This is a genomic window from Streptomyces soli, assembly GCF_003999195.1.
Taxonomy (GTDB): domain Bacteria; phylum Actinomycetota; class Actinomycetes; order Streptomycetales; family Streptomycetaceae; genus Actinacidiphila; species Actinacidiphila soli.
The window spans coordinates 16,276-39,890 of the sequence record NZ_RJVR01000362.1 but is presented as its reverse complement, the minus strand read 5'-3'; the positions used below and the strand labels follow the sequence as shown (position 1 = coordinate 39,890).

Annotated in this window: 28 protein-coding genes and 4 pseudogenes; 10 read left to right on the top strand and 22 right to left on the bottom strand. The window is 68.3% G+C overall.

The genetic code is table 11. The features are described 5' to 3' along the window. Together EFK10_RS45055 and EFK10_RS45050 are read left to right on the top strand one after the other, a co-directional pair. Positions 1-345, top strand: a pseudogene (locus EFK10_RS45055) (IS5/IS1182 family transposase); the annotation flags it as partial. 22 nt (positions 346-367) lie between these two features. Further along, the gene (locus EFK10_RS45050) at positions 368-1,033 is read left to right on the top strand and encodes a tyrosine-type recombinase/integrase (protein ID WP_322973476.1); all 666 of its coding nucleotides are present in this window, start codon (positions 368-370) and stop codon (positions 1,031-1,033) included. 144 nt (positions 1,034-1,177) lie between these two features. On the opposite strand, the gene EFK10_RS45045 is transcribed toward EFK10_RS45050, so the two are convergent. The 4 genes from EFK10_RS45045 to EFK10_RS45030 form a co-directional block, all read right to left on the bottom strand. After that, the gene (locus EFK10_RS45045; RefSeq protein WP_127361420.1) at positions 1,178-2,014 is read right to left on the bottom strand and encodes an NmrA family NAD(P)-binding protein; all 837 of its coding nucleotides are present in this window, start codon (positions 2,012-2,014) and stop codon (positions 1,178-1,180) included. A gap of 21 nt (positions 2,015-2,035) precedes the next feature. Further along, positions 2,036-2,290 (bottom strand): SDR family oxidoreductase, encoded by a 255-nt coding sequence (locus tag EFK10_RS45040; RefSeq protein WP_265737610.1) that lies wholly within the window; start codon positions 2,288-2,290, stop codon positions 2,036-2,038. A gap of 37 nt (positions 2,291-2,327) precedes the next feature. Beyond that, complete coding sequence (locus tag EFK10_RS45035) at positions 2,328-2,960, bottom strand: NAD(P)-dependent oxidoreductase (RefSeq protein ID WP_127361418.1); 633 nt, start codon at positions 2,958-2,960, stop codon at positions 2,328-2,330. A 316-nt stretch (positions 2,961-3,276) separates the two neighbouring features. Further along, positions 3,277-3,720: a MarR family winged helix-turn-helix transcriptional regulator gene (locus EFK10_RS45030; protein ID WP_127361417.1), complete on the bottom strand. Its 444-nt coding sequence runs from the start codon at positions 3,718-3,720 to the stop codon at positions 3,277-3,279. 428 nt (positions 3,721-4,148) lie between these two features. Between EFK10_RS45030 and EFK10_RS52460 the strand changes: the two genes are divergently transcribed. The 4 genes from EFK10_RS52460 to EFK10_RS45010 all read left to right on the top strand — a co-directional run bounded on the left by EFK10_RS52460 (position 4,149) and on the right by EFK10_RS45010 (position 6,390). Next, positions 4,149-4,271 (top strand): hypothetical protein, encoded by a 123-nt coding sequence (locus tag EFK10_RS52460; RefSeq protein ID WP_265737609.1) that lies wholly within the window; start codon positions 4,149-4,151, stop codon positions 4,269-4,271. Between the two features lie 14 nt (positions 4,272-4,285). Beyond that, on the top strand, positions 4,286-4,957 hold the full coding sequence (locus EFK10_RS45020; protein ID WP_127361415.1) for an NmrA family NAD(P)-binding protein: 672 nt from the start codon (positions 4,286-4,288) through the stop codon (positions 4,955-4,957). Further along, entirely contained in the window at positions 4,954-5,604 is a 651-nt protein-coding gene (locus tag EFK10_RS45015; protein WP_206305841.1) for a hemerythrin domain-containing protein, read from the top strand. Before EFK10_RS45020 ends, EFK10_RS45015 begins: the two co-directional genes overlap by 4 nt. Before the next feature lie 63 nt (positions 5,605-5,667). Further along, complete coding sequence (locus tag EFK10_RS45010) at positions 5,668-6,390, top strand: alpha/beta fold hydrolase (protein ID WP_206305840.1); 723 nt, start codon at positions 5,668-5,670, stop codon at positions 6,388-6,390. 135 nt (positions 6,391-6,525) lie between these two features. On the opposite strand, the gene EFK10_RS45005 is transcribed toward EFK10_RS45010, so the two are convergent. Next, on the bottom strand, positions 6,526-6,735 hold the full coding sequence (locus EFK10_RS45005) for a hypothetical protein (RefSeq protein WP_127361414.1): 210 nt from the start codon (positions 6,733-6,735) through the stop codon (positions 6,526-6,528). A 38-nt stretch (positions 6,736-6,773) separates the two neighbouring features. After that, positions 6,774-6,917 (bottom strand): hypothetical protein, encoded by a 144-nt coding sequence (locus tag EFK10_RS48280; RefSeq protein WP_164836450.1) that lies wholly within the window; start codon positions 6,915-6,917, stop codon positions 6,774-6,776. A 45-nt stretch (positions 6,918-6,962) separates the two neighbouring features. Between EFK10_RS48280 and EFK10_RS48275 the strand changes: the two genes are divergently transcribed. Continuing rightward, entirely contained in the window at positions 6,963-7,130 is a 168-nt protein-coding gene (locus EFK10_RS48275) for a hypothetical protein (RefSeq protein WP_164836448.1), read from the top strand. Positions 7,131-7,187: 57 nt separating this feature from the next. Here the strand turns inward: EFK10_RS48275 and EFK10_RS45000 are convergent, their stop codons facing one another. From EFK10_RS45000 to EFK10_RS52455, 8 genes are all read right to left on the bottom strand, one after another. Further along, the gene (locus tag EFK10_RS45000) at positions 7,188-7,745 is read right to left on the bottom strand and encodes a regulator (protein ID WP_127361413.1); all 558 of its coding nucleotides are present in this window, start codon (positions 7,743-7,745) and stop codon (positions 7,188-7,190) included. Positions 7,746-8,455: 710 nt separating this feature from the next. Further along, positions 8,456-8,944, bottom strand: coding sequence for a GNAT family N-acetyltransferase (locus EFK10_RS44995; RefSeq protein WP_164836447.1), 489 nt, complete (start codon positions 8,942-8,944; stop codon positions 8,456-8,458). Positions 8,945-9,374: 430 nt separating this feature from the next. Continuing rightward, positions 9,375-11,333 carry an MFS transporter gene (locus EFK10_RS44985; protein ID WP_407647270.1) on the bottom strand — a complete coding sequence of 653 codons (1,959 nt, stop codon included), beginning with the start codon at positions 11,331-11,333 and terminating at the stop codon, positions 9,375-9,377. Positions 11,334-11,372: 39 nt separating this feature from the next. Further along, on the bottom strand, positions 11,373-12,578 hold the full coding sequence (locus EFK10_RS44980; protein ID WP_206305839.1) for an NAD(P)/FAD-dependent oxidoreductase: 1,206 nt from the start codon (positions 12,576-12,578) through the stop codon (positions 11,373-11,375). Beyond that, positions 12,575-12,784 (bottom strand): ferredoxin, encoded by a 210-nt coding sequence (locus EFK10_RS44975; RefSeq protein ID WP_127361411.1) that lies wholly within the window; start codon positions 12,782-12,784, stop codon positions 12,575-12,577. The genes EFK10_RS44980 and EFK10_RS44975 overlap by 4 nt, the downstream gene beginning before the upstream one ends. Before the next feature lie 35 nt (positions 12,785-12,819). Continuing rightward, complete coding sequence (locus tag EFK10_RS44970; RefSeq protein WP_127361410.1) at positions 12,820-14,058, bottom strand: cytochrome P450; 1,239 nt, start codon at positions 14,056-14,058, stop codon at positions 12,820-12,822. 112 nt (positions 14,059-14,170) lie between these two features. Then, the gene (locus tag EFK10_RS44965; protein WP_127361409.1) at positions 14,171-14,653 is read right to left on the bottom strand and encodes a MarR family winged helix-turn-helix transcriptional regulator; all 483 of its coding nucleotides are present in this window, start codon (positions 14,651-14,653) and stop codon (positions 14,171-14,173) included. A 13-nt stretch (positions 14,654-14,666) separates the two neighbouring features. Further along, complete coding sequence (locus EFK10_RS52455) at positions 14,667-14,789, bottom strand: hypothetical protein (RefSeq protein ID WP_265737608.1); 123 nt, start codon at positions 14,787-14,789, stop codon at positions 14,667-14,669. A gap of 132 nt (positions 14,790-14,921) precedes the next feature. On the opposite strand from EFK10_RS52455, the gene EFK10_RS49130 reads away from it, so the two are divergent. From EFK10_RS49130 to EFK10_RS44950, 3 genes are all read left to right on the top strand, one after another. Next, positions 14,922-15,212 (top strand): TIGR03118 family protein, encoded by a 291-nt coding sequence (locus EFK10_RS49130; protein WP_206305838.1) that lies wholly within the window; start codon positions 14,922-14,924, stop codon positions 15,210-15,212. 60 nt (positions 15,213-15,272) lie between these two features. Further along, a complete protein-coding gene (locus EFK10_RS49125; protein ID WP_206305837.1) occupies positions 15,273-15,479 on the top strand; it encodes a hypothetical protein in 207 nt (68 codons plus the stop codon). Positions 15,480-16,097: 618 nt separating this feature from the next. Continuing rightward, positions 16,098-17,984 carry an adenylyl cyclase gene (locus EFK10_RS44950; protein WP_127361423.1) on the top strand — a complete coding sequence of 629 codons (1,887 nt, stop codon included), beginning with the start codon at positions 16,098-16,100 and terminating at the stop codon, positions 17,982-17,984. Here EFK10_RS44950 and EFK10_RS51645 read toward each other — a convergent pair. From EFK10_RS51645 to EFK10_RS44910, 8 genes and pseudogenes are all read right to left on the bottom strand, one after another. Beyond that, the gene (locus tag EFK10_RS51645) at positions 17,969-18,226 is read right to left on the bottom strand and encodes a hypothetical protein (protein ID WP_240677865.1); all 258 of its coding nucleotides are present in this window, start codon (positions 18,224-18,226) and stop codon (positions 17,969-17,971) included. The two genes, EFK10_RS44950 and EFK10_RS51645, sit on opposite strands and share 16 nt — an antisense overlap. Positions 18,227-18,263: 37 nt before the next feature. After that, a pseudogene (locus EFK10_RS51640) lies at positions 18,264-18,464 on the bottom strand (NUDIX domain-containing protein); the annotation flags it as partial. 312 nt (positions 18,465-18,776) lie between these two features. Next, positions 18,777-19,295 (bottom strand): hypothetical protein, encoded by a 519-nt coding sequence (locus EFK10_RS44940; protein WP_127361407.1) that lies wholly within the window; start codon positions 19,293-19,295, stop codon positions 18,777-18,779. Positions 19,296-19,306: 11 nt separating this feature from the next. Next, positions 19,307-20,443 carry an ROK family glucokinase gene (locus tag EFK10_RS44935; protein ID WP_127361406.1) on the bottom strand — a complete coding sequence of 379 codons (1,137 nt, stop codon included), beginning with the start codon at positions 20,441-20,443 and terminating at the stop codon, positions 19,307-19,309. 103 nt (positions 20,444-20,546) lie between these two features. Next, positions 20,547-20,789 (bottom strand): annotated as a pseudogene (locus EFK10_RS44930) (ATP-binding cassette domain-containing protein); the annotation flags it as partial. 4 nt (positions 20,790-20,793) lie between these two features. Then, positions 20,794-20,946: pseudogene (locus EFK10_RS51635) on the bottom strand (ABC transporter permease); the annotation flags it as partial. A 274-nt stretch (positions 20,947-21,220) separates the two neighbouring features. Then, positions 21,221-21,940, bottom strand: coding sequence for a GntR family transcriptional regulator (locus EFK10_RS44915; RefSeq protein WP_127361422.1), 720 nt, complete (start codon positions 21,938-21,940; stop codon positions 21,221-21,223). Positions 21,941-22,066: 126 nt separating this feature from the next. Next, on the bottom strand, positions 22,067-23,587 hold the full coding sequence (locus EFK10_RS44910; protein ID WP_127361405.1) for a CoA-acylating methylmalonate-semialdehyde dehydrogenase: 1,521 nt from the start codon (positions 23,585-23,587) through the stop codon (positions 22,067-22,069). Positions 23,588-23,615: the final 28 nt, after the last annotated feature.

Below are 23,615 nucleotides of genomic sequence, written 5' to 3'. Positions count from 1 at the left end.
GACCAGGTCGGGCCTGTCCTGCCGGAGAATCCCACCATCCACCTGGACTCCGCGTACAACGACAAGCCGTGCGCGCAGGTACTGGAGAAGCACGGACTCGTCGGCGAGATCGCCGTCAAGGGCGTGAAGGCTCCCATCCAAGTCGGGCGTCGCTGGGTGGTCGAACGCACACATTCCCGGATGAACGGGTACGGCGAACTCCGGCGCTGCTTCCAGCGCACGACCCAGACCGTCGAGTTCTACCTCTACCTCGCCGCCGCGTTCGTCACCGTGCGTTGTCTCATCCAGCAGGCCCGCAACCGCTATCGATGGGAGACCCGGCCAGAAGTCCGCCGCCTGAAATGACGCCTATCCTCGGTCGCTCTACATCAACCGCACGATCATCCCGGCGCTGTGCACGAAGGCCGGGGTCCCCGCCAGCGATGTCCGCGGCAAAATCACCAGCCACCGGGCCCGCAGCACCATCGCCAGCCAGCTGTACAACGCCAAGGAGCCGATGACCCTGTTCGAGCTGCAGGCATGGCTCGGACATCGGTCGCCCAGCTCCACCCAGTTCTACGCGAAGATCTCCCCCAAGACGCTGGCCAAGGCATACAGCGAAGCCGGCTACTTCGCCCGGAACGTGCGCACCATCGAGGTCCTCGTCGACCGCGACGCCGTCGCCTCCGGGGCGGCGGCCACTGGCGAGCCCTGGCAGTACTACGACCTGGGCCACGGCTGGTGCACCTACTCCTTCTTCGAACAGTGCCAGCACCGGATGGCCTGCGCCCGCTGCGACTTCTACACCCCCAAGAACTCCAGCAAGGCCCAACTCCTCGAAGCCAAAGAGAACTTGCAGCGCATGCTCGCCTCCATCCCACTGACCGAAGACGAACGCGCTGCGGTCGACGACGGCCAAACCGCCATCGACGCACTCCTCGCCCGGCTTACCGACATCCCCACACCCGCCGGTCCCACCCCGCGAGAACTCGGTCTCCCCGCCACCGTCACCCTGCTGCCCATCGTGGAGGTCCGAAATCATCCGACCAGGTAGCACCGATCACACTGGCGTTCAGCGAGACAGGGCAAAAGGTTTGGGTGTAGACCGCTACGAGTGACCTTTTGAGTGGTTTACGACCGTGTCCTGATGTGTTGTGATGTCCGGGTCTCTAACGTGTCCAATTGCTGGTCTTTACGCTCAGGTGAATGCCGCGATGTGGTCGGCGATGAAGGTGCGCAGCGAGCGCGGCGCGGCGCCGGTGATCGCTGCGACCTCGTCAGACAGCCATGCTGCGTCGCCCTCGGCGATCAGTCCGAAGGCCTGGGCGTTGGAGGTCGCGACTGTTTCGGGTAGGCCGGCTTGGACCATCGCCGCCCGGTGCTCGGCGGGAGTGGTCCGCCGGTATTCGATCTCGTAACCGAGCGCGTCGGACAGTTCCTTGGCGACGTCGTTGTAGGTGATCAGGTCCGGTCCGGTCAGCCAGTAGGTTCGGCCGGCGTGCACCGCCGCCTCGGCGGCCACCGTTGCGGCGGTGGCGGCGACGTCGCGGGTATCGATCATGCCGACCTGGCCGTCGCCGGCGGACATCACGAACCTGCCCGACTGTTTGATCATCGGAGCCAGGGCGAGGAGGTTTTGCATGTAGGCGTTCGCCCGCAGCAGCGTGTAGGAGAGTCCGGAGGTCTCCAGGTACGCCTCGATCCGCGCCTGGCCGCGGCGGCGCTCGACCGGGGAATCGTCCGACGCCTTGCTCGTGATCTTGATGATGTGACGTACGCCTTCGCGCACCGCACTGGCGATGACCGCGATCTCCTGGGCGGGAATGGCCGGGCTGACCAGGATGACGGTCTCGATGCCGCGCATGGCCGCGTCGAGCGTGTCCGGGCGTTCGAAGTCGCCGGTGATGATCTCGACGTCGGCCCTGGGCGCGCGGGCTGCGTCGCGTACCAGCGCCCTGGTGGGTTGGTGCTGCGCGCCGAGCAGCCGGGCGGCTTCGGAGCCGACGTTTCCGGACGCGCCGGTTACCAGAATCATGGTGTTCTCCCTCGCAAAAGGTCAGAGTGCGGAGACGCATCCGGCGTCGACGGCCAGGACGGTGCCGGTGATCGGTCGGACCTGCTCACCGGCGAGGTAGGCGATGACGTGGGCGACCTCGTCCGGCTCCTCCGCCCGACCCAGGGGGCTGGCGGCCGCGAAAGTGTCGAGCATCTCGCCCATGGATTTGGTGACCTCGTTGCGGCTCGGCCTGAGCACGACGGCGTTGATGCACACGCTGGCCGGACCGTACTCGGCCTCCCACGACCGGGTCAGCGCCTCGATCGGTGTTTCTTAGGCCTGCATCAGTTACCTATTTGGCGTCAGTGACTACGGCGATCTGACGGATGAAGGTGTCTTCCACGGCGGAGTGGAGGAGGAAGTCGGCGACGTTTGCGCGAGAGGTGGAGGGGAAGATCGGCAATTTCGTGACGTCCGCGAGCGCGACGGCGTTGTAGCGGGTGCTGTGACCGTTGTTCAACGCTCCGGGGTATTCGAGGGTCCATTTCAGATCGCTGGCCCTCAAGAGCACTTCCGATGCCGCTTTGTCTGCGTAGGTTCTCCGAAGCACGGTTCGGAAAATGGGGCCGACGAGGAATGAAGCTTTGGCAAGGGAGTCGCCGACTCCGAACGCCGACAGGATGACGAAACGGTCAACGCCTGATGTTTTCGCGGATGCGATGACTGCGCGGACGGTGTCGGTGATCAGCGTTGGGGTCTCGCGGGCGTTTTTCACCCCGAGCGTGCTGATGATCGCGTCGTGGCCTCGGGCTGCCGTCGCGATCACGGTGGCGTCGGTGACGTCGCCACTGACGATCTGAGCGCGCGGATCAACGCTGGCGTCGGCCCGCCGAACGAGGGCAGTGACCTGGTGCCCCTGGTCGAGTGCCTTTTTCATGAGGAGGACGCCGGTGCGCCCGGTCGCTCCAAGGACAAGAAACTTCACGATACTTCGCTCTCTATCAAAGGATGAATGGGCGTGCCGGTGTTGCGGCCAATCGGCAAGGGCCCGATTCCCGCCCATGCTCTGTTGGCCCCTCAGGTCTCTGCCGGTGGCGGCCCGTGCAGCAACGGCCCAGCTCGTCTGGGCCTGTGCACCGCGGCAATCAGCTGCCCATCACCGGAACATCGTCAGGATCATCTACTAATCTAGTCAATGAAACTGACTATGTCAAAAGCGGGGTCGAGACCCGTTGGCGCCCGCCGGCTCCGGCGGCTCGGGGCCAGCGGGAATCGGTGCGGACTGCTCGGTGCGGCCGGGTCTACCGCGCGTAGGGGTCGGTGATCTCGCGGAGTTGATCCAGGATCTGCTGCAGCAGCGTGAAGTTGCGGGTGCCCAGGTATTCCTTCCACTCCGCGAGGATCTTGTCGAGTGTCGCCATGGCTACCTCGACCGCCCGCCGGCCGCGCGGCTCGATCACGATCAGCCGGGCACGGCCATCCACGGGGTCGGGGACCCGGCGGACGTAGCCCAGGCGTTCCAGTTGATCGACCATCACACTGGCGCTCTGCTTGGTCATTTGCGCCTGGTCAGCGAGGTCCGTGAGACGCGAACCTTCCGGGGTGATGCGCTGGAACACCCGACACTGGGCGAGGGTCCAGTCGTCGAACCCGGCATCCTGCAGGGCCCGGAAAATCCGGTCCTCGGTGTAGCGGTATGGGATGAACAATGACGTCCCTAGATCAACCCGCTGCTCGTCGTCCATGCCGCTCCCAGCTCCATCGCCCGCCTGATCCCGCGAGGTTCACACCTTACGTTGCCGCCGATTCGACCGCGGCGGCGGCGCGTGCCGCGGCGCTGCGCACGCTGCGTTCCGCACGTGCCACCCGCCCCTCGGTGACCTCGGACCTGCCGCTGTTGCCATCGGTTCGGATGTATGACTACAGTAGTAACGAAAGCTGACTAGTTAGGAGCAGCAGTCGATCTGGTGCTCACAGACGCCAAACGAGGGTCAGCTGGCCCGCCGCATCATCGCGGGGCGGTGCCCGTCCCACGGGAGCTGCGCCCACTCCCAACTCACCCCGAAACCCAATCTCAAATAAAGGACCAGAACTCATGATTTTGATTACCGGAGCCACCGGCACTGTCGGTTCGGAAGTCATCACAGCGCTCCTCCCCACCCAGGCAGGTCACATGAGGGTTCTCACCCGCAATCCTGGCGCGGTTTTCCCCGACGGCGCCCAGAAAGTCGTGGCCGATCTCGGTGACAGCGATCTGGCACCCGTGCTGGACGGAGTACACGCGGTGTTCTTGTAACCGACGGGCTCCACATCGCCGCACACGATCGCCGGCTCATAGCCGCGGCGCAGCGAGCGGGCGTGGAGCGGATCGTCAAGCTGTCCGTGCGCAACGTCGGACACGACGCCACCGACCCGATCACCACTTTGCACCGGGCCGGCGAGGAGGCGATCCGCGACAGCGGCATCGGGTGGACGTTCCTGCGGCCCACCGCGTTCATGTCCAACGCGCTCAACTGGGCGGGAATGATCGCGGCCGATCAGGTCGTGTACGCCCCGTTCGCCGTTGGCCGGGCCGCTGTCGTCGACCCGGCGGACATCGCAGCGGTCGCCGCGGCCTGCCTCACCCAAGACGGCCACAATCACCGCGTCTACGAGCTCACCGGCCCCGAACCGCTCAGCCCCTCCGACCAGGTCGCAATCCTCAGCCAGGTGCTGGGCCGCGACCTGCGCTACGCCGAAGCCGACCCGGCCAGCACGCTCGCGCAGATGGTGTCCTATGGCATGCCCAAGGAGTACGCGCACGCCGTCATCGAGCTCTTCCGCTCCACCGTGGAACCGTATAACTCCGAGCCGACAGGTGACATCACCGCAGTCACCGGCCGCCCGGCACGCAGCTTTGCCGACTGGGCCCAGGCCCACCGCACCGAGTTCCCCGCTCCCGAAGCCGTCCAGAACGCCGCAACCATCGAGGAGTCACGGTGAGGACCTCCGGCCCCAAAGTCGACACCCACGAGATGGTTCTGATCCACCGTGTCATCCGGCGCGAGTTCGGCCAACTCCCCCGGCTGTTTCGCTCCGCGGCCAACGACCGTGCACGATCAAAGGTCATCGGCGCGCACGCCCGGGAGATGCTGGACTTCCTGCACACGCACCACACCGGCGAGGACGAACTGCTCTTTCCCTTGCTGCGCAAGCGAACCACGCTCGACCCGGATCTGATGGACCGGATGGACGCACAGCACGCACAGGTCGACGACACCGTCACAGCCGTCAACGCGCAACTGCCGGTGTGGACAGCGACCGCCGACGCAGCCACCGGCGAGAAGATGGCCGCCCGCATCGAAGCCACGATGCCGACACTGATCGATCATCTGGCCGAGGAGGAGCAGAAGCTGCTCCCGGTCGTCTCGGTCACCCTGACGCAAAGCGAATGGGACGCACTCGGCAAGCACGGCATGAGCGCGATCCCGCTCACCCGGCGACTGGTCATCCTCGGCCACATCACCGAGGAAGCCGACGACGCGGAACGCCAGAGGTTCATGCAGGTCATACCCGCCCCAGCCCGTTTGGCCTACAAGCTGATCGGCCACCGCCAGTTCACCCGCGAAACCACCACGCTCCGCGGTTGACCCACCTCGCGACCCGGCGCCACAGCCCAACCCATCGTTTCTCCAGCCAGAGGTGCGACCGCCATGACCCTCACGATGTCACCCACCTTCGTCCTCGTCCCCGGAGCCTGGCAGGGAGGCTGGGCCTGGCAGCCGGTCGCCCGGCGGCTGCGTGAGGTCGGCTGTGCGGCCGTTACGGTCACCCTGCCCGGCCTCGCCGACGGCGACGATCGCGCCGGACTCCGGCTCTCGGATGCGATCGATCACGTCGTGGCCGAGGTCGAGCGCCGCGACCTCGCTGAGGTCGTCCTGGTCGGCCAGAGCTGGGGCGGCTACGTGATTACAGGCGCCGCGAATGCACTGATCGGCCGCCTGGCCAAGGTGATCTACTACAACGCCGTCGTTCCGGCCCGCGGCACGGCGATGGTGGACGAGAACGCCGAGTACGCGGCACTGACCCGGGCCGCGATCGCGGCCAGCCCGGACGGCACCATCGGCCTGGTCCGCGAGCAGGTTCCGATGCTCATGCCGGAGGCCGACGAGCAGACCAGAGACCTGTTCTTCGAACTGCTCGTGCCGCAGCCCGGCGGCTACTTTCTCGACCCGCTCGACGTCGACGACGTCACTACCCTGGGCGTGCCGGCCGGATACATCCTCAGCGAGGACGACCGGGCCCTGGCCCGGCCGGGTGCCGAGTTAGCCTCCCGTATCGGTCTGACCCCGGTGCTGGTATCGGGCGGTCATGAATCGATGCTCACCCGCCCAGACGAGGTGGCCAAGGCACTACTCACCAGTGCACTTTCCTAGTCAATATGCGATTCGCAGCGCCAGCTCCGCAAATGAAGATGGGTGTGGACCGTGCTGTGTGACCGGTCCCAGCACCTTGGACACCAGCCCTGCTCTCACGCCTTGGGGACCGGAAGACCGCCCGACCGTGGCCGCTCACTCGAAACGGCTCTCGCAACGATCGACAGAGCAACGCGTACTTGAACCTTGACAAACCTGATTCCACATAATGGCGAGGTCGTCGTAGCGCAGGTCCCAGCCCAGGGCGAGCAGGGGCTCAAGGGCGGGGTCGCCGGTGTGCGTGCTGCCGGCGAGGTAGCGCGGGGTGACGTAGACGTCCCCGTCGATCTGGTCGAGGTCGGGCATGGGCACATCCGGGGGAGGTTCGGGCTCGGGTGCGGGGGTCAGCGGCTGGCGACCGGCAGGGCTGCGGGAACGGCTGGTTGGGGAAGGGTCGTGGTCACCAGGTGCGGTACCGGTGGCGCGGTGGTGGTGAGTTCGGCGAGGACCTGCCGCTTGAGGGTGCCGCGGGCGGTGGCTTTCAGCACGGCGGTGTCCAGGCGGTCCGGGGTGTTTTCGTAGCGGCGCAGCCGGTGGCGGATGTGGTCGTAGGCGTCGGGGCGCTGTTCGGCGAGGCGGTGCAGGGCCTGGTCGAAGATGCGGCGGTGGGCGGCGTGATCGGGCTCGTCGTGCTCTCGGGCTGTGATGGTCTGTGCGTACTGGCGGGGCGGTACGGGCGCATTTGGCGCTGCGCTGCTTGACAGCGACGAAATGGCGCGTAGCAGGACGGCGGACCGGCCGCGGATTCGAGCCTGAACTCACGCAGCGAGCCCCGGTGCCAGCGCGGTGCCGGCAGGACGGCGTGGGTCTGTCGCAGGGATGGAAGGGTTGCTTTTGATCCATTGGGACAGCGCCGTCCACGGCAGGCGCAGAGCGATCACGGCCTCGGTGTCCGGCAGCAGCCCGTCCATGACGCGCTGACCGGCGTCCGTGGTCACCGTGTCGTGTACCTCGCCGGTGAGGGCGGCGAGAACCGGCGCCTGGGTGAGGAGCGTGAGGGTTGCTTGGACGCGGGTGACGAAGTCGCCGTCGCGGGCCGGGAAGTGGTGGGCGCGGGCCCAGCGCGTGGCTGATTCGTACACCTCGGCCAGTTCTGCGCCGGCCTCGGTGAGCTGGTGGCAGGGCGCTCCGGCGTGCTGCCCGGCCCGCACCAGCCCGTACGCGCGGGCTGTCGCAAGTCCGTGACCGACCTGGTGGCGCGTGAGGTCGGAGAAGGTCCGGGTGAGCATGAGGCGCGGGATGGGACCGTTGTCGTCGATCTCGCTGACCAGCCGGATCAGACCCGGATAGGACAGCACACCGACCGCACGGGTCACTTGCTCAGGGCGAAGGGTGTCGGGACGGTTCATCGGCGGTGTCCCCCAGCCGGGGAGATTGCGACAGGGCGGGCGGGTATCCGGTGCGAAAACAGGTCGCCCGCCTTCCACTTGGCTACGGGAGGCTGCGCCGGGAGGACTGGGGCCGTCGTCGTGGGGGCCGGGGCGGCCGGGAGGCGCGACTGGTTGGTGATCCAGGTGCCCGGTTCGGTCCGGGCCGGGGCCGGCCCCCACACCGGGTGGTGGTCTGCGTCGGCGAGCGGGCGTCCGGCTGCCCACGCCGACATCGACCGGTAGAGGGGAGCCAGAGCACGGCCGTGCCCGCGGGCCGCACCGACGCCGGTCGGCCAAGCTCCACGGGGCAACGGCTGTGACTACTCCCACTTGCGCTGATGGCTGCACTGGCAAGGCATCACCCCCTACAGCGCTGACGGTGGACTGTGGCCACTTCGTCTCGCAGATCAGGGTTGTGTGAACTACGCATTTACGCGGCCGACCTCGATCGTGTGTGGAGCGAGCCGAGGTGTACGCGATTTCGATGGCCCTGGGAGTGCCGGAGGCGAGGGAGTCGCCGGGAGATGCCGCTGGCGCAGGCGATTCCCCCGCCGGGGCAGAGACGGCGGCACACACGGAGCGCGCGGCGTCCAGCGGCTCCTGCATTCCGGCCACCATGCAGGCGAAGCCGGTGCCCTGCGAACCGGCACACCGCGTCAATCCGAAGGAATGCGAAACTCGAATTTGGGACGGTCCCACGGCACGGCGGGCGGGTTCGCTAGCGCGGTCCCGGTCCGCACTGCACCAACGCGGTGGTAGAAGTCCTCGGCGGGAAGATGCGACACGACCTTGACACGGTCGAGCCCGGCGGCACGGGCCTCGGACTGCATGTGCGCGACGAGCAGCCGTCCAATACCACGTCCTTGCGCTTCGTCGGCGACGAACAGCAGGTCGAGCTCCGGTGGAGCGAGGACGAGCGAGTAGAACCCGAGGACCCGGCCTCCATGCTCGTCGGCGCCGACGGCTACGAAGGCGCGGTGGGCTTCGATGTAATCAGGACCGACCCGGTAGCCCGCCACTGCGGCTGCGTACTTACCCTCGTAGGCGCCTGAGCCACGCACGAGCCGCGTGAGCCGTTTGGCATCCCGCGCGACTGCCCTCCGTATCGTGATCGGCTGGCTGATCGGGGAAGTGCGTGAACTCATCGGGAGAGTATTTCGCACCGGGGAATGCCTTCCTGCGGCGGGTTGGCTGCTCGGGCAGGCGTTCCTGCACCGCTCCCGGGAACCACTCGTGCGAGCGCAACCGATCTCACGCCGAAGCCGCGCCGGAGCGCTTCGGTGCGGCTTCGGCGTCTCACGGCTCCGCGCGGAGGTCCCCGTCGGAACGGTTTCTGGCGGGCCTCGCCGTATCACCCGAGACTCCCCCTATGACGAGGTGCATGACCGTGCGGGCCCGACCAGGCGGAAGACCTCCCGGGCCGCGTAGCGTTTGAGGCATCGGACGATTTCGCGTCGGGTCTTGCCCTCCTTGCTGCGACGCTCGGAAGACTCCTCATTGCGCGGGTCGAAGCGCAGGCGGGTCCGGCGACATGCTCCGCGTGGCCGAATCGTTCATCCTGGGGGAAGTCCACGGTCACGACGACCCGATCCGCGGGGCGGCAAGCCGACCGGGCCGGACAGCCGCAGGAGTCGGACGTGCTCCTCCCCGCCTCCGAGCGCTGTCCGGTGGCCCGGATTTGTTCTGCGTTCCGGGTGCTGGCGAAGAAGCGTGTGCGCGTCCGAGCCATCTGCCCTTCGGCGAACCGGCGGATGCCGCCATGGCGGTGGATGCTCTCGGCGTGATGCCGGTGGCGGCTGGTGTGGGTGTGGGCTCGGTGCGGCTGTGGATCAGGGAGGTGGCCGCGGCGATGAGGGCCATGGCGATGGCCAGGGTGAAGACGACGACCAGGCCGTCGTGGAAGGGCCGGGAGATCAGGTGGGGGAAGAACTCGCGCCCGGTCAGGATCGCCGCGTTCGCCCGTGGTAGGTGGCTGAGGATGGCTGGGCCGAGGAGCTGCTGGATGGGGTTGTAGCCAAGGAAGGCGGCGAACAGGACACCGACCGGCGGCAGCGAGGCGACAGCGTGAGCGGCTGGAGCGGGCACGTGCTGGGCGGTGAGGCCGGAGCTGAGGGTGTGCGGCAGTGAGCCGGCGAGTCCGGCGACCATCAGGGAGAAGAAGACGCCCAGGGACAGCACCGTGCCGGCGTTCTGGAAGGTGGCGCGCATGCCGGAGGCGGCGCCGCGGGCGTCCGGCGGAACGCTGGACATGATGATCGAGGTGTTCGGCGCTGCGAACAGCCCGTTGCCGAGGCCGTTGAGCAGGACCAGGGCGGCGAAGAGGCCGTAGGGGAAGTCGGTGGGCAGGAGGAGGATCCCGGCGAAGGAGGCGGCCATCACGAGGCATCCGGCGACGGCGAACGGCCAGGCGCCGAATCTGTCCGACAGGGCTCCGGACACCGGCCCGGCCGCGAGGAAACCGAGGGTGAGGGGCAACAGGTAGATGCCTGCCCACAGCGGGGTGTCGGCGTAGTCGTGGCCGTGGAGCGGCAGCCAGATGCCCTGCAGCCAGATGATGAGCATGAACTGCAGGCCACCGCGGGCGATCGCGCCCAGGAGCGTGGCCGCGTTGCCGCCGGCGAAGGCGGCGTCGCGGAACAGCCGCAGCGGGAACATCGGTTCGGCGACGTTCGCCTCCACGATGCAGAAGGCGGCCAGGGTGAGCGTGCCGCCGATGAGGCCGGCGAGCACCCAGGGGTCGGTCCAGCCCATGGTGTGCCCGCCGTAGGGCTGGATGCCGTAGGTGATGGCGGCCAACAGTGCCGTCAGCCCGGCGGCGAAGGTGAGGTTTCCCCACCAGTCGATCCGCCCGGGATTGCGGATGCCCGTCTCGTGCAGCGACTTGTACGCCCACACGGTGCCGATCAGTCCGATCGGCACGTTGACCCAGAAGATGGAGCGCCAGTTCCACTCCACGAGCGCGCCGCCGAGGACCAGGCCGATGAACGTGCCGGCGATGCCGGCGACCATGTTCACGCCGAGGGCCATGCCGCGCTGCCGGGCGGGGAAGGCGTCGGTGAGGATGGCGGTCGAGTTGGCCATCAGCATCGCGCCGCCGACGGCCTGCACGATCCGCCATCCGATCAGCCATAGCGCACCGGCCGAGCCGTGCAGCGGGTCGGCGGAGAGGATCACCGAGGTGACGGTGAAGACGACGAATCCCGCGTTGTAGATGCGTACCCGGCCCCGCATGTCGCCGAGTCGGCCGAGGGTGACGACCAGCACGGCGGTGACCAGCAGGTAGCCCATCAGCATCCACAGCAGGTAGCTGACGTTGCCGGGCTGGAGCGGGTCGAGACGGAGGCCGGTGAAGATGCCGGGCAGCGAGATCAGCACGATCGAGCCGTTGACGGTCGCGATCAGCACGCCGAGCGTGGTATTGGTCAGCGCCACCCATTTGTAGCGGGGGTGGTCGGCGCTGATCCAGGCACGGCGACCGCGGGGCCGAACGCCGGGGGCACTGCCTGCCGGGCTGGGGGTTTGGTCGGTGGTCACCGGCAGTCCTCCCTCCTTGCTTCCTGTCGGAAGAGCGGGTCAGTTCACGGTTGCCGGGCTGAGCGCGGGTATGGCCGCGAAAGTCGTCCACGGAGCGCGGTCGACGACCAGGCGGCGCAGCGTGCGTACCTGGCGTGGTGCGTTCCAGCCGAGTACGCCGACCACCCTCCCGTGGTGCCCGTAGGCGGCGGCGAAGTGGCTGTCCGACGGGTCGCCGTGGACGATCCGCATCTCCGCGTCCGGCGGGAAGATCCCGTACGCCTGGATCCTGGTGTCGTACTGGTCGGTCCAGAAGTAGGGCACGGGAGCGAACGGGGTGACGTCGCCGAGCAGGTTGCCGGCCGCGGCCATGGCCTGTTCGGTGGCGTTCATCCGGTGCTCCAGCCGCATGCGGGTGCCGAAGTGCGCGTTGGGCCAGGAGGCGACGTCGCCGGCGGCGTAGATCCCGGGTGCCGCCTGGCAATTCGCGTCGCACCCCACCCCGTCTCCCAGCCGCAGGCCCGAACCCTCCAGCCAGACGGTCGCGGGCCTGGCGCCGAGGGCCAGGACGACGATGTCGGCCGGCAGCGTGGTGCCGTCGCCGAATTCCACTCCGGTCACCCGGCCGCCTGCGCCGCGCAGCCGGCGTACCGGAACTCCGCAGCGCAGGCGTGTTCCGTGGTCCCTGTGCAACGCGGCGACGAGCGCGCCGATCCGGTCCCCGAACGGGCGCCGCACCGGGACCGGCTCCGGCTCGGCCACGGTCACGTCCAGGCCCATGGCCCGTGCGGCCGCGGCCACCTCGGTGCCGAGGAATCCGGCGCCGACCACGACCACCCGGGGCCCGGCTCGCAGCGCGGCTCGCAGGGCGATCGCGTCGTCGAGCGAGCGCAGGACGTGGACTCCGGCCAGATCGCTGTCGGGCAGGCGCCGGGGAGCCACGCCGGTGGCGATGACCAGAGCGTCGAAGCCGATGCTCTCGCCGCCTCCCAGGCGCACCCGGCGGCCCGGGACGTCCAGGGCGACGGCGCGTTGTCCGAGCCGCAGGTCGGCCCGCAGCCGCGCGAGATCCGGCAGGGAGCGCAGGGTGGCGCGTTCGGGCCCCCAGGCGCCGGTCAGGATCTGCTTGGACAGCGGCGGCCGGTCGTACGGCGGACGGGACTCCTCACCGATCAGCGTGAGGCGACCGTCCCAGCCTCGGCGGCGGAGGGTCTCGGCCGCGGTCAGGCCGGCGGCCGAGGCTCCCACGATGACTATCCGCTTCACTGCTCGTCTTCCTGTTCCTCCACCCAGATCGCCTGGGCCGGGCAGAGGGCGACGGCCTGCCGGACGTCGTCCGCGAGGCCCTCCGGCGGGGTCTCGGCGCGCAGGACGACGATGCCGTCCTCCGCGCGCTGGTCGAACACCTCCGGTGCGCTCAGTACGCACTGCCCGGAGGCCACACACTTGTTCTGGTCGACGATCACCTTCATCGGATGCTCCTTTCCTGCGCGGCACTTGGCCGCGCTCACCAGGTGACGGGCAGTTCGTAGACGCCGTAGACGTTCCCGTCGTGCTTGAACGGGATCTCGTCGAGATCCATGGCGAGCTTCAAGGTGGGGATGCGGCGGTACAGGGTGCTGTAGACGACCTGCAGCTCCACCCGGGCCAGCGGCTGGCCCAGGCACTGGTGGACGCCGAAGCCGAAGGCCACGTGGTGGCGGGGGTTGCGGTCGATGTCCAGTTGGTCGGGGGCGGGGAAGGCGTCGGGATCGCGGTTGGCGACGTCGTTGGCGAGGACGACGCCCTCGCCGGTGCGGATGGTCACGCCGCCGACCTCGATGTCCGCCAGGGCCACCCGGCGGCGTCCGCTGTGCACGATGCTGAGGTAGCGCAGGAGTTCCTCGACCGCCGAGGCGACCGTCTTCGGGTCGTCGCTCTCGCGCAGCCGGTCCAGCTGGTCTGGGTTCTGCAGCAGGGCCAGGGTGCCCAGCGCGATCATGTTTGCTGTGGTCTCGTGCCCGGCGGTCAGCAGCAGCATCCCCATGCCGGCCGCTTCACGCCGGGAGAGCTCACCGGCCCTGACCCGCTCAGCCAGCGTGGAGAGCACGTCGTCGGCCGGGTGGGCGAGTTTGACGCCGATCTGCCGGTCCAGGTATTCGAGCAGCTTCTGTGTGGCCACCCACGCCTGTTCCACGGTGCTGGTGCGCTTGATGAGGATCTTGCTGTTGGCCTGGAAGAAGTCGTGGTCGGCATACGGGACGCCGAGCAGCTCGCAGATCACCAGCGAGGGCACCGGCAACGCGAACGCCTGGACCAGGTCCACCGGCTTGGGCCCGGCGAGCATGGTGTCGATTAGGCCGTCGACGATCTTCTGAATGGCAGGCCGCAGCGCCTCCACCTGCCTGATGGAGAAGGTCGCGGTCACCATCCGGCGTAGTCGGGCGTGCTCCGGATCGTCCATGTTGATGAAGGTCCGCGACTGCCTCCGGCGCTCCTTTTGGGCCGGGCTCAGATGGGGGTAGTGCGGGAGGTTGCTCTCCGAGCTGATCCGCGGATCGGCCAGCAGAGCCCGTACGTCGTCGTAGCGAGTGACCAGCCACGGGGTGCTGCCGTCCCACAGCCGCACCCGGCTGATCGGAGCCTGGTCCTGCAGGGTGTGCAGGGCCGGCGGCGGATCGAAGGGGCAGCGGGCAGCCCGGGTCATGGGGTAGTCCGGTACCTGCGCCGACGGCGCATCGGTGCCGGGTGCCGAGAAGGTGCTCATGGTTCTCCGCCCTTTCCGTAGTCGGATATGGGGGCAGTGCCGGGACCGGGCCCCGGCGCGCGGGGCAGGTACCGCCTGCTGGAGGAGACACCGAAGACCGCAGCCAGGAGGCTCAGGAGGGTGATTCGCCGCCGGAAACGCGGGGTTGTGGGGCGGCTTGGAGCATGCGGCGCACGATGGGCAGGGCCGTGCGCATGGCCTCGCCCAGCGCCCGCACGTCCTGCTCGGGCAACGCGGCCAACATGTCGGCCACCCGGGCACCCTGCGCGCGCCGGCGCTCGGCCATCAGCTCTCGCCCGGCTCCCGTGATGGCAACCAGGCGGACCCGCCCGTCCTCGGGATGGCCCACTCGAGTGGCCAGGCCCTGGTCCTCCAGCCGCTGCACCAGGGCTGTCATCGACGGTTGGGCGATGCCCTCCGCCGCTGCCAGCGCGGTCAGCCGGATCGGACCTTCCTGCTCCAGCCGGCTGAGCGCCGCGGCGGTGATCAGACTCATGCTCTGCCGCTCCGACAGAAGGTGTCTGACCATCCCGGTGGCCAGCTCGTTCAACGCCGCCGCCACCTCCTGGTGACCCTCTTCGGGTGCCTCACCCATACCTCCAGTCATATCACCCGGTCTCGTGCACCAGGAGGTAGCCGGAGCCTGCGTAAGCCTCACCCAGAGCCAGCTTCTCCTTGGCCTGGAGAGCCTGGAGAGCCTTGAGCGACTTGAGCGACTTGAGAGCAGCCAACACCGGAGTGGGCAATGGAAGTTCCCGTTCACCGGCCTGAGACTTGGTGTCCTTCTCCACCACGAACTGCCTGGATCGACCACCGCGACCGAGTCGCCCACAGTTCGGGTGACACTGCCCGGATCCCCGTCCTTGCCCACAGGCATAATCGACGTCTTCGACTCGTCGTTCAAGCATGTGAATATGCCATCCTGGGCCTTCCAGGACCGGCATCTGCCGAAGAGGTACGCCCCGTTCAATGTGCAGACCCTCAAGGGCGATGTCTTCGTGGCGTATGCGAAGCCGGATCCGGCGACTGGCAAGGCGGCCGCTGGCCAGGGTCTTGGCGATCGTCGACGAATACTCCCCGGATGGGCGGCTGTCGGCCGCGTCGCCTCGCGCCAGAGCCTGAACGCGCCCTGGGGCCTGGCCATCTCTCCGTGAAGCTGGGGCAAGCTGGCCGGTTCGCTGCTGGTCGGCAACTTTGGTGACGGCAAGATCAACGTGATCACACCAAACCGACACGGCCGGTTCGACAACCACATCGAAGGTCAGGTCACCGACGGCTCGACCGGCAAGGCACTGACCATCCCGGGTCTGTGGACGTTGCTTCCCGGCACCGCCGCGACGGGCGGAACGGACTCGATCTGGTTCAGCGCGGGCATCGACAACGAGCAGCACGGCCTGATCGGCGTACTGCGCAAGCCGTGACCCAGCATTGAACGAACCGCGGTCGGGAGCCTTCGGTCACTTCGGGGCCCCCGACCACGTGTGCGACTACGACAAGCGCGGGCACGAAGTCGCCCGAGGACAGGCCGTGCAGGTAGAGCAGCGGCAGTACCTGGTGATCGTCGGAGTCTTGCACCCGGGCGGCGGAATCGCCGAGGAGAACTGCCGACGTTCACGGCGTTGCCGACGATGGCCGGCTGTTCCGTACGGCCCAAGGGCCGCCCCTACACCGCCTCGTGCGATCTCCTGTGCGCCGCCACCTGCGGCGGCTTTCCGTGCCCGGCTGGACCTTATGGACGTCCGCAATTCGTAAGAATCTTGGGCCGCGCGAACGTAGCGCAAGGACCGGTTCACACAGTAGAAAGTTCAAGCAATGCATGGCTTGCTGCAAGTCGGGCAATCCGGGGCCCCTCAGCTGCCCACGGTGTCCAGCCGGCGTCCCCTGAGGAGGCGGATCGATGACAACTCGTGAGCCATCCGGCACGAGAGAGCGCTCTCGCATCCCTAGAAGCGCGCCCCATGTGCGACCGTCCTGATGCCGGCCATCGACCTTTCTATCCACCTAGCTCCGCGCCCCCAACGGAAAGGACGATCCCTATGATGACCCTGCCTCCTGGCAATGCGGGTCACCCGTCCCAGCGCCCCACCCGCCGCCGACTTGGCCGGGTTTTCGCGCTCGGCGTCGTGCTGGCGACTTGTGTCATGGCGACCGGAACGGCCGCCATCGCCGACTCGCCGGACCCCGGCACGCCGGACCTCGGGACGAACGTCACCGTCTTCGATCCGAGCATGCCGGTCAACGAAATCCAGGCGACCCTCGACGCCGCGAACGCCGCGCAGGTCGACAATGAGATGGGCACGACGCGCCACGCCTACCTCTTCGAGCCCGGCACGTACGGCACCGCGCAGAAACCGCTCCAAATCAAGGTTGGCTATTACACCGAGGTCGCCGGCCTGGGTGCTTCACCCACCGATGTCGTCATCAACGGCAAGGTCGAGGTCTACAACCGCTGCCTGGAGGGCGGCGGGACGAGTAACTGCATTGCGCTCGACAACTTCTGGCGGACCCTGTCCAATCTGTCGATCAAGATCAATGCGACCGGCCAGAGTGGCTGCCGGGCATCGGCCGACTTCTGGGCCGTCTCCCAGGCCGTGTCCATGCGCCGCCTGAACGTCAGCGGTGGCAACCTCTCGCTAATGGACTACTGCACCGCCGGTCCGCAGTTCGCCAGCGGCGGCTACATCGCCGATTCCAAGTTGCCGTCCGTCACTAGCGGATCGCAGCAGCAGTGGCTCACCCGCAACACCGAGGTCGCCGGCTGGTCCAACGGCGTGTGGAACCAGGTCTTCTCGGGTGTCGTCGGCGCTCCGGCGGAAACCGGCTTCCCGAACCCGCCCTACACGACGCTCGACACTACTCCGGTGAGCCGCGAGAAGCCGTACCTGTTCGTCGGCACGGACGGGACGTACAACGTCCGCGTGCCGTCCGCCCAGAAGAACAGCCGGGGCGTCTCGTGGGCCAACGGCATCACGCCGGGCCGCACGGTGCCGATCGGCGACTTCTTCGTCGCGACCCCGTCGGACTCGGTGCAGGCCATCAACAACGCGCTGTCACGCGGCAAGAATCTGCTGCTCACGCCCGGCGTGTACGACATCGCGCAGAGCATAAAGGTCAAGCGCGCCGACACGGTGGTCCTCGGTATCGGACAGGCGACGCTCACCGCCGTCGACGGCTCGACCCCGATCGAGGTCTCCGACGTCCCCGGAGTCGTCATCGCCGGTGTCACGGTCGACGCAGGCCTCGAGAAGTCGCCGGTTCTGCTGCGAGTGGGCAAGGAGCTCGGCAACAACCATCGGAGCTCGGCGGACGACCCGACGACCCTGTCCGACGTGTACTTCCGCGTCGGTGGACCGCACGTCGGCAAGGCCGACGTCGCCCTCGAGGTCAACAGCGACAACGTGCTCATCGATCACACCTGGGTCTGGCGGGCCGACCACGGGGTGGAGGGCTTCACCAACACCGAACGCTGGAACACCAATATCGGCCGCAACGGCGTCATCATCAACGGTGACCATGTGACCGCGACGGGCTTGTTCGTCGAACACTTCCAGCAGTACGACACAGTCTGGAACGGCGACGACGGTACGACGATCCTGTACCAGAACGAGTTGGCGTACGACCCGCCGACGCAAGCCGACTGGATGAACGGCAACGTCAAAGGCTGGGCGGCCTACAAGGTCGGCGACGACGTGAAGACGCACAACCTGTACGGCGGCGGCGCCTACGTCTTCAACCAGAACAACCCGGCCATCCACACCGAGAACGGCTTCGAGGTTCCCCAGGCCCCGGGGGTCAAGCTGCACCACATCATGACCGTCAACCTCGGCGCCGGAACGCTCGACCACGTCGTCAACGGCGTGGGCGGTCCGGCCGACACGACAAGAACCGGTTCGCCGGTGTATGTAGTGGACTATCCGAACCCGTAGAGCACCGCATAGATGACTGCCCGGTCTGGTCGGCACCAGACCGGGCAGCGCAGCTTGCCGATCGGCGCCGAGCCGAGGCTGGTGTGCTCCACCCTGGACAGGAGGTCGTCCGTCTCACGCAGTACCAGGTCGAACAGTGCCCCGTTGCCCAGCGCACCAGCCGCTCGGGCCAGGAGCGGAAGGCCGGCAGCGCGTGCGTCTTTGTCCGGCGCTAGCGCAACAGCGCGGCAAAGGCGTTCCACGGCCGCACCTCGCAGTCGGGCTTTCCGCAGCTAAACCGGTCTCCTCCTGGATCTCACGCTCCAAAGCCGATTCGGGACTGTCATCGGTCGGTACAGTCCCGTCCGGGTTCCCGACCTCCAGGCGTCCTCCGGGCAGCTCCCACTCGTCGCGTTCGTTCTTCAGCAGGAGCACCCGGTTGTGTGCGTCGAGGGCTACGCCCTTCACGGAAACCGGCCAAAGAGGCGGCGTATACGTCATCACGGTCGTCGTCCTGCGTTGTGCGGTCCCGGTCTCCGGAACGTAGTACGCACTCTCACACAGGTCTCACCGACTGTGCGGACTCCCCCGGACTATGAGGCCCTGACCTGGCATTAAGCACCTGTCCTGGATCGGCCGGACGCCCCTGGACAGTCCCTATGACCTGTGCCAGGTGGTGCCCAGGGAGGGACCGAGTACGAGTACGGGAGCGTCCTCGGGGCCGTCGAACCGGGTCTGGAGGGTCATGTTCTCGTCGCTCACCCGTGTCACGCTATCGAGGGAACCTGGGCCCGGGGCCACCGCCCCCTGGGTTCAGAAATTCATCGTGGACACGACATAGACCATGGGGTAGTTCGGGTTCTTCAGGTCCACGGTGATCCGGTGGTCCGGCTTGTCACCGTGCTGCGTGAGCTTCACCCCGGCCCACTGGTCCCCGGAGGCGAAGGCCCAGCGGACGGTCCGCTGCTGCTTCGCGGTGACCGTGACGGTGCCGTCCTTCAGCGCCTCCCGGCTGGTGCCGACCTGGGCCAGGAAGGTGTCGAGCCCGCCCGCGCTGGTCTGGAACTGCACGTAGAGGGTGCTGGTCGCCCAGGAGTTGGTCTCCAGATAGCCGACCTGCTTCGACCCGCCCGGGATCGGGATCTCGTAGATCGAGCGCTGCACCTTGTTCGGCCAGTAGTGGGTGATGGTGGTGGCGGCGGCCTTCTTCTGCATGCTCACGCCGCCGTCCCGGCTCTGATCCGCCGAGATGAGCACATAGCCGATCGGTACGAGGACCAGCAGCGGTACGACCGTCCACTGGACCCAGCGCGGTGGCTTCCTCGGTTCCATACCTACGGTGCTCACTTGCCGAAGACCCCCGCGTATCGCTCGTACCGCTCGACCCTGCGGCGGTTCGCCCGCCGGAAGCGGCGGGCCACCAGTCGTGCCAGGTCCGCGGCCCCGACCATGCCGGCCTCGGGGCCGAGCTGCGCCTTGGCGATCCGGGCCTCCGGCCGGTAGCCGCGGCCGGTGAGATGCCGCCGGAAGGCGTCCCGCGCCGGACCGATCAGCAGGTCGTCCGCCGCGCTGACGCCGCCGCCGATCACGAAACAGGACGGGTCGAGGGCGGCCGCGAGGTTGGCGATGCCCACGCCCAGCCACTGCCCGATGTCCTGGAACAGCTCTATGCACATGGCGTCGCCCCCGCGGGCCAGTTCGGTGATCAGCGGACCGGTGATGTCGGCGACATTGCCGCCGACCCGGTCGATGATCCCGTACGCGACCGGCGACTCCGCCAGCGCCAGCTCCCGCGCCTCCCGGACCAGGGCGTTGCCCGAGCTGTACTGCTCCCAGCAGCCCCGGTTCCCGCACGGACAGCGGTGGCCGCCCGGCACGACCTGCATGTGGCCGAACTCCCCGGCCACCCCGTAGCGCCCGCGCTTGACCTGGCCGTCCTCCAGGATCGCCCCGCCGATGCCGGTGCCGAGGGTGATCATCACGAGGTCGTTCTCGCCGCGCCCGGCGCCGAAGCGCCACTCCGCCCAGGCCGCGGTGTTCGCGTCGTTGTCCACCATCACCGGGACCAGCAGGCGCTCGGTGAGGCGGTCCTTGAGCGGTTCGTCCCGCCACGACAGGTGGGGTGCGAACAGCACCCGCGACCGGTCGGCGTCCACCCAGCCGGCGGCCCCGATGCCCACGGCGTGCACGTCGTGCCGCTCGGACAGGTCCAGGACCAATTCGGTGATCGTGTCCTCGACCACCTTGGGGCTCTTGGACTTGTCCGGCGTCTCCGTCCGCAGCTTCTCCAGGATGTTGCCGTCGGCGTCGACCACCCCGGCCATCACCTTCGTCCCGCCGATGTCGATCCCGACGGTCGGCACCCGCGGTGCGGTGAGATGGGACCGGCGCTCCCGCCGGCCCACCGTGCTCAGCAGTGTGCTGCTGCTCGACGAACGTGCTGAGGTGCCCCTGTAGGTCCGGTCACGGTACGTGCTCATCGACTCAGGTCGTCTCTCCGGATCGGGTACGGGTGGGCGGGCTCGGCTCGGACGGTTCCCATGAGATTCTGCCTCACCGGCGGGCCGGGTGCTGCGGCGCCCGTCAGCCCTGGGCGCCGCGGGCCAGTTCGTGGCTCAGGGCTTCCAGCTCGCTGCCGCCCGCCATCTGCCGGGTGAGCTCGTCCAGGGAGATGCCGTCCTTGGTGTAGCTACCGGCCATGCTGCCCCGCTTGAGCAGAACGAAGCGGTCGCCGACCAGATAGGCGTGGTGCAGGTTGTGCGTGATCAGGACCACGCCCAGCCCGGCGTCGCGGGCGGCGGCGACGTACTTGAGGACTACGCCCGACGGCCCACCACAGGATGGTGACCTGGAGGTCGACGGAGCCGATCGTCAGGTGGGAGGCGAACAGGACCCGGGCGGAGGGGAAGCCCTGCATGTCGGCGATGGTCTTGGTCGACACGGTGCCGTCGATGAGCTTGGTGAAGCCGAGGTGAGAAGGAGTCGCCGGCCCCCGAGTGGGTGATCATGGCGACGGTCCAATTCGGCGTGTCGACGGCGGAGCCGTTGGCCCGGGCCTGCTTGGCGCGCTGCTCCGCGCGCAGTCCGCCGGTGTTGCTGCAGCCCGCCGCGCCGAGCGCCGTCGCCCCGAGCACCGCCGCCAGGAGCACGCCGAGCGCCCGCTGCCCCGTTCTTGCCCTCGCCACTGTGGTCCTTCCCTACAGATCTTGGATCGGCCCAAGTACCCGTCAGGGGGGAATCCGGCTGCGCGGTTGGGATCAGGGGCGTACGAGGAGCTGGAACTCGAAGGCGTAGCGCGAGGCCCGGTAGATGTGGGAGCCGTACTCGACCGCGCGGCCCTTGTCGTCGTACGTCGTCCTGCGCATCGTCAGCAGCGCCGCGCCCGCCTCCTCGGCGAGCAGTTCGCTCTCCTCGGCGGTGGCGGTGCGGGCGCCTATGGCCTGCTGGGCGCTGTGCAGGGTGACGCCGGCGCCGCGGAGCAGCCGGTAGAGGCCGGTGGCCTCCAGCTTGTCGGTGTCGAGGTCGAGGAGGTCGGTGGGGAGGTAGTTGGTCATGTACGCCATGGGCTCGCCGTATGTCGACCGCAGCCGTTCCAGGACGACGACATCGCTGCCCTCGGCGATGCCGAGCGCGGCGGCGACCTCGGTGGAGGCGGGCTGGACCTCGTTGCGTCGCACGTGAGTGGCCGGGCTCTGGCCGGCGGCCTGGAGGTCGTCGTAGAGGCTGCTCAGCTCCAGGGGGCGCTTGACCTGGCTGTGCACGACCTGGGTGCCGACGCCACGGCGGCGTACCAGCAGGCCCTTGTCGACCAGCGACTGGATGGCCTGCCGGACGGTGGGGCGGGACAGGCCCAGCCGTCCCGCCAGCTCGATCTCGTTGCCGAGGAGGCTGCCCGGGGAGAGCCGACCGTGCTCGATCGCGCCCTCCAGCTGCTGGGCGAGCTGGTAGTAGAGCGGGACCGGGCTGGACCGGTCCACCGCGAAGTCGATGAGGGCGGACTCTGGCTTGGACACAGGGGGAGAGTAGCCGCCCGTGCGGGTGTCATGGAACTCAGACATCACATTGTCCGAACATATTGCCCCCTGTGTCCATGTCCGGCGCCCTCAGTTGTGGCTGGGGAAGCCGAGGTTGATGCCGCCCTCGGTAGGGGTCTCCCCGCCGGAGGTAGGGGAAGGGTCGGGCCAGCGGGTGGTGACGACCTTGCCACGGGTGTAGAAGTGGATGCCGTCGTTGCCGTAGATGTGGTGATCGCCGAAGAGCGACTCCTTCCACCCCCCGAAGGAGTGGTAGCCCACCGGCACCGGGATCGGCACGTTGACGCCGACCATGCCCGCCTGCACCTCCAGCTGGAAACGGCGGGCCGCGCCGCCGTCCCGGGTGAAGATGGCGGTGCCGTTTCCCCAGCGGGAGCTGTTGATCAGCTTGATGGCCTCGTCGTACGTCTCCGCGCGGACCACGCACAGCACCGGGCCGAAGATCTCGTCCTTGTACGCGTCGGCGGTGACCGGCACCTTGTCCAGCAGCGAGACGCCGACGAAGAAGCCGTTCTCGTGGCCCTCGACCGTGAGTCCCGTGCCGTCGACGACGACCTCGGCGCCCTGGGCGGCGGCCCCGGTGACGTACGAGGCGACCTTGTCGCGGTGCTCGCCGGTGATCAGCGGGCCCATCTCGGAGGCCGGGTCGTTGCCGGGGCCGATGACGAGGTTCTTGGCCCGCTCGGCGATCTTCCCGACCAGGGCGTCACCGGTGTCGCCGACGGCCACGACCACCGAGACGGCCATGCAGCGCTCGCCTGCGGAGCCGTACGCGGCGTTGATGGCCTGGTCGGCGGCGTAGTCGAGGTCGGCGTCCGGCAGGACCAGCATGTGGTTCTTGGCGCCGCCCAGGGCCTGGACGCGCTTGCCGTGCTCGATGGCCCGGGCCTGGATGTAGCGGGCGATCGGCGTGGAGCCGACGAAGGAGACGGCGACGACGTCCGGGTGCTCCAGGATGCGGTCGACCGCGACCTTGTCGCCCTGCACGATGTTGAGCACCCCGTCCGGCAGCCCGGCCTCGGAAGCCAGCTCGACCAGCCGGAAGGAGGTGGAGGGGTCCTTCTCGCTGGGCTTGAGCACGAAGGTGTTGCCGCAGGCGATGGCGAGCGGGAACATCCACATCGGCACCATGGCCGGGAAGTTGAACGGCGTGATGCCGGCGACGACGCCCAGCGGCTGCCGGATCGAGGAGACGTCCACCCCGCCGGAGACCTGGGTGGACAGCTCGCCCTTCAGCTTCTCTGCGATGCCGCAGGCCAGTTCGACGATCTCCATGCCCCGGGCGACCTCGCCGAGCGCGTCGGAGTGCACCTTGCCGTGCTCGGCGGTGATCAGCTCGGCGATCTCGTCGCGGCGGGCGTCCAGCAGCTCGCGATACTTGAACAGGATGCCGGTGCGCTTGGCCAGCGAGACCTGCGACCAGCTCTCGTACGCCTGGCTCGCGGCGGCGACGGCCGCGTCCACGTCCTCGACGGACGCGAAGGCGACCTGCTTCTCCTGCTCGCCGGTGGCCGGGTTGTATACGGGGCCGTAGCGGTCGGAGGTGCCCTCGACGGGTTTGCCGCCGATCCAGTGGGTGATGGTCTTCATGGTGTGCGGACCTTTCGGGCGGGGCTGA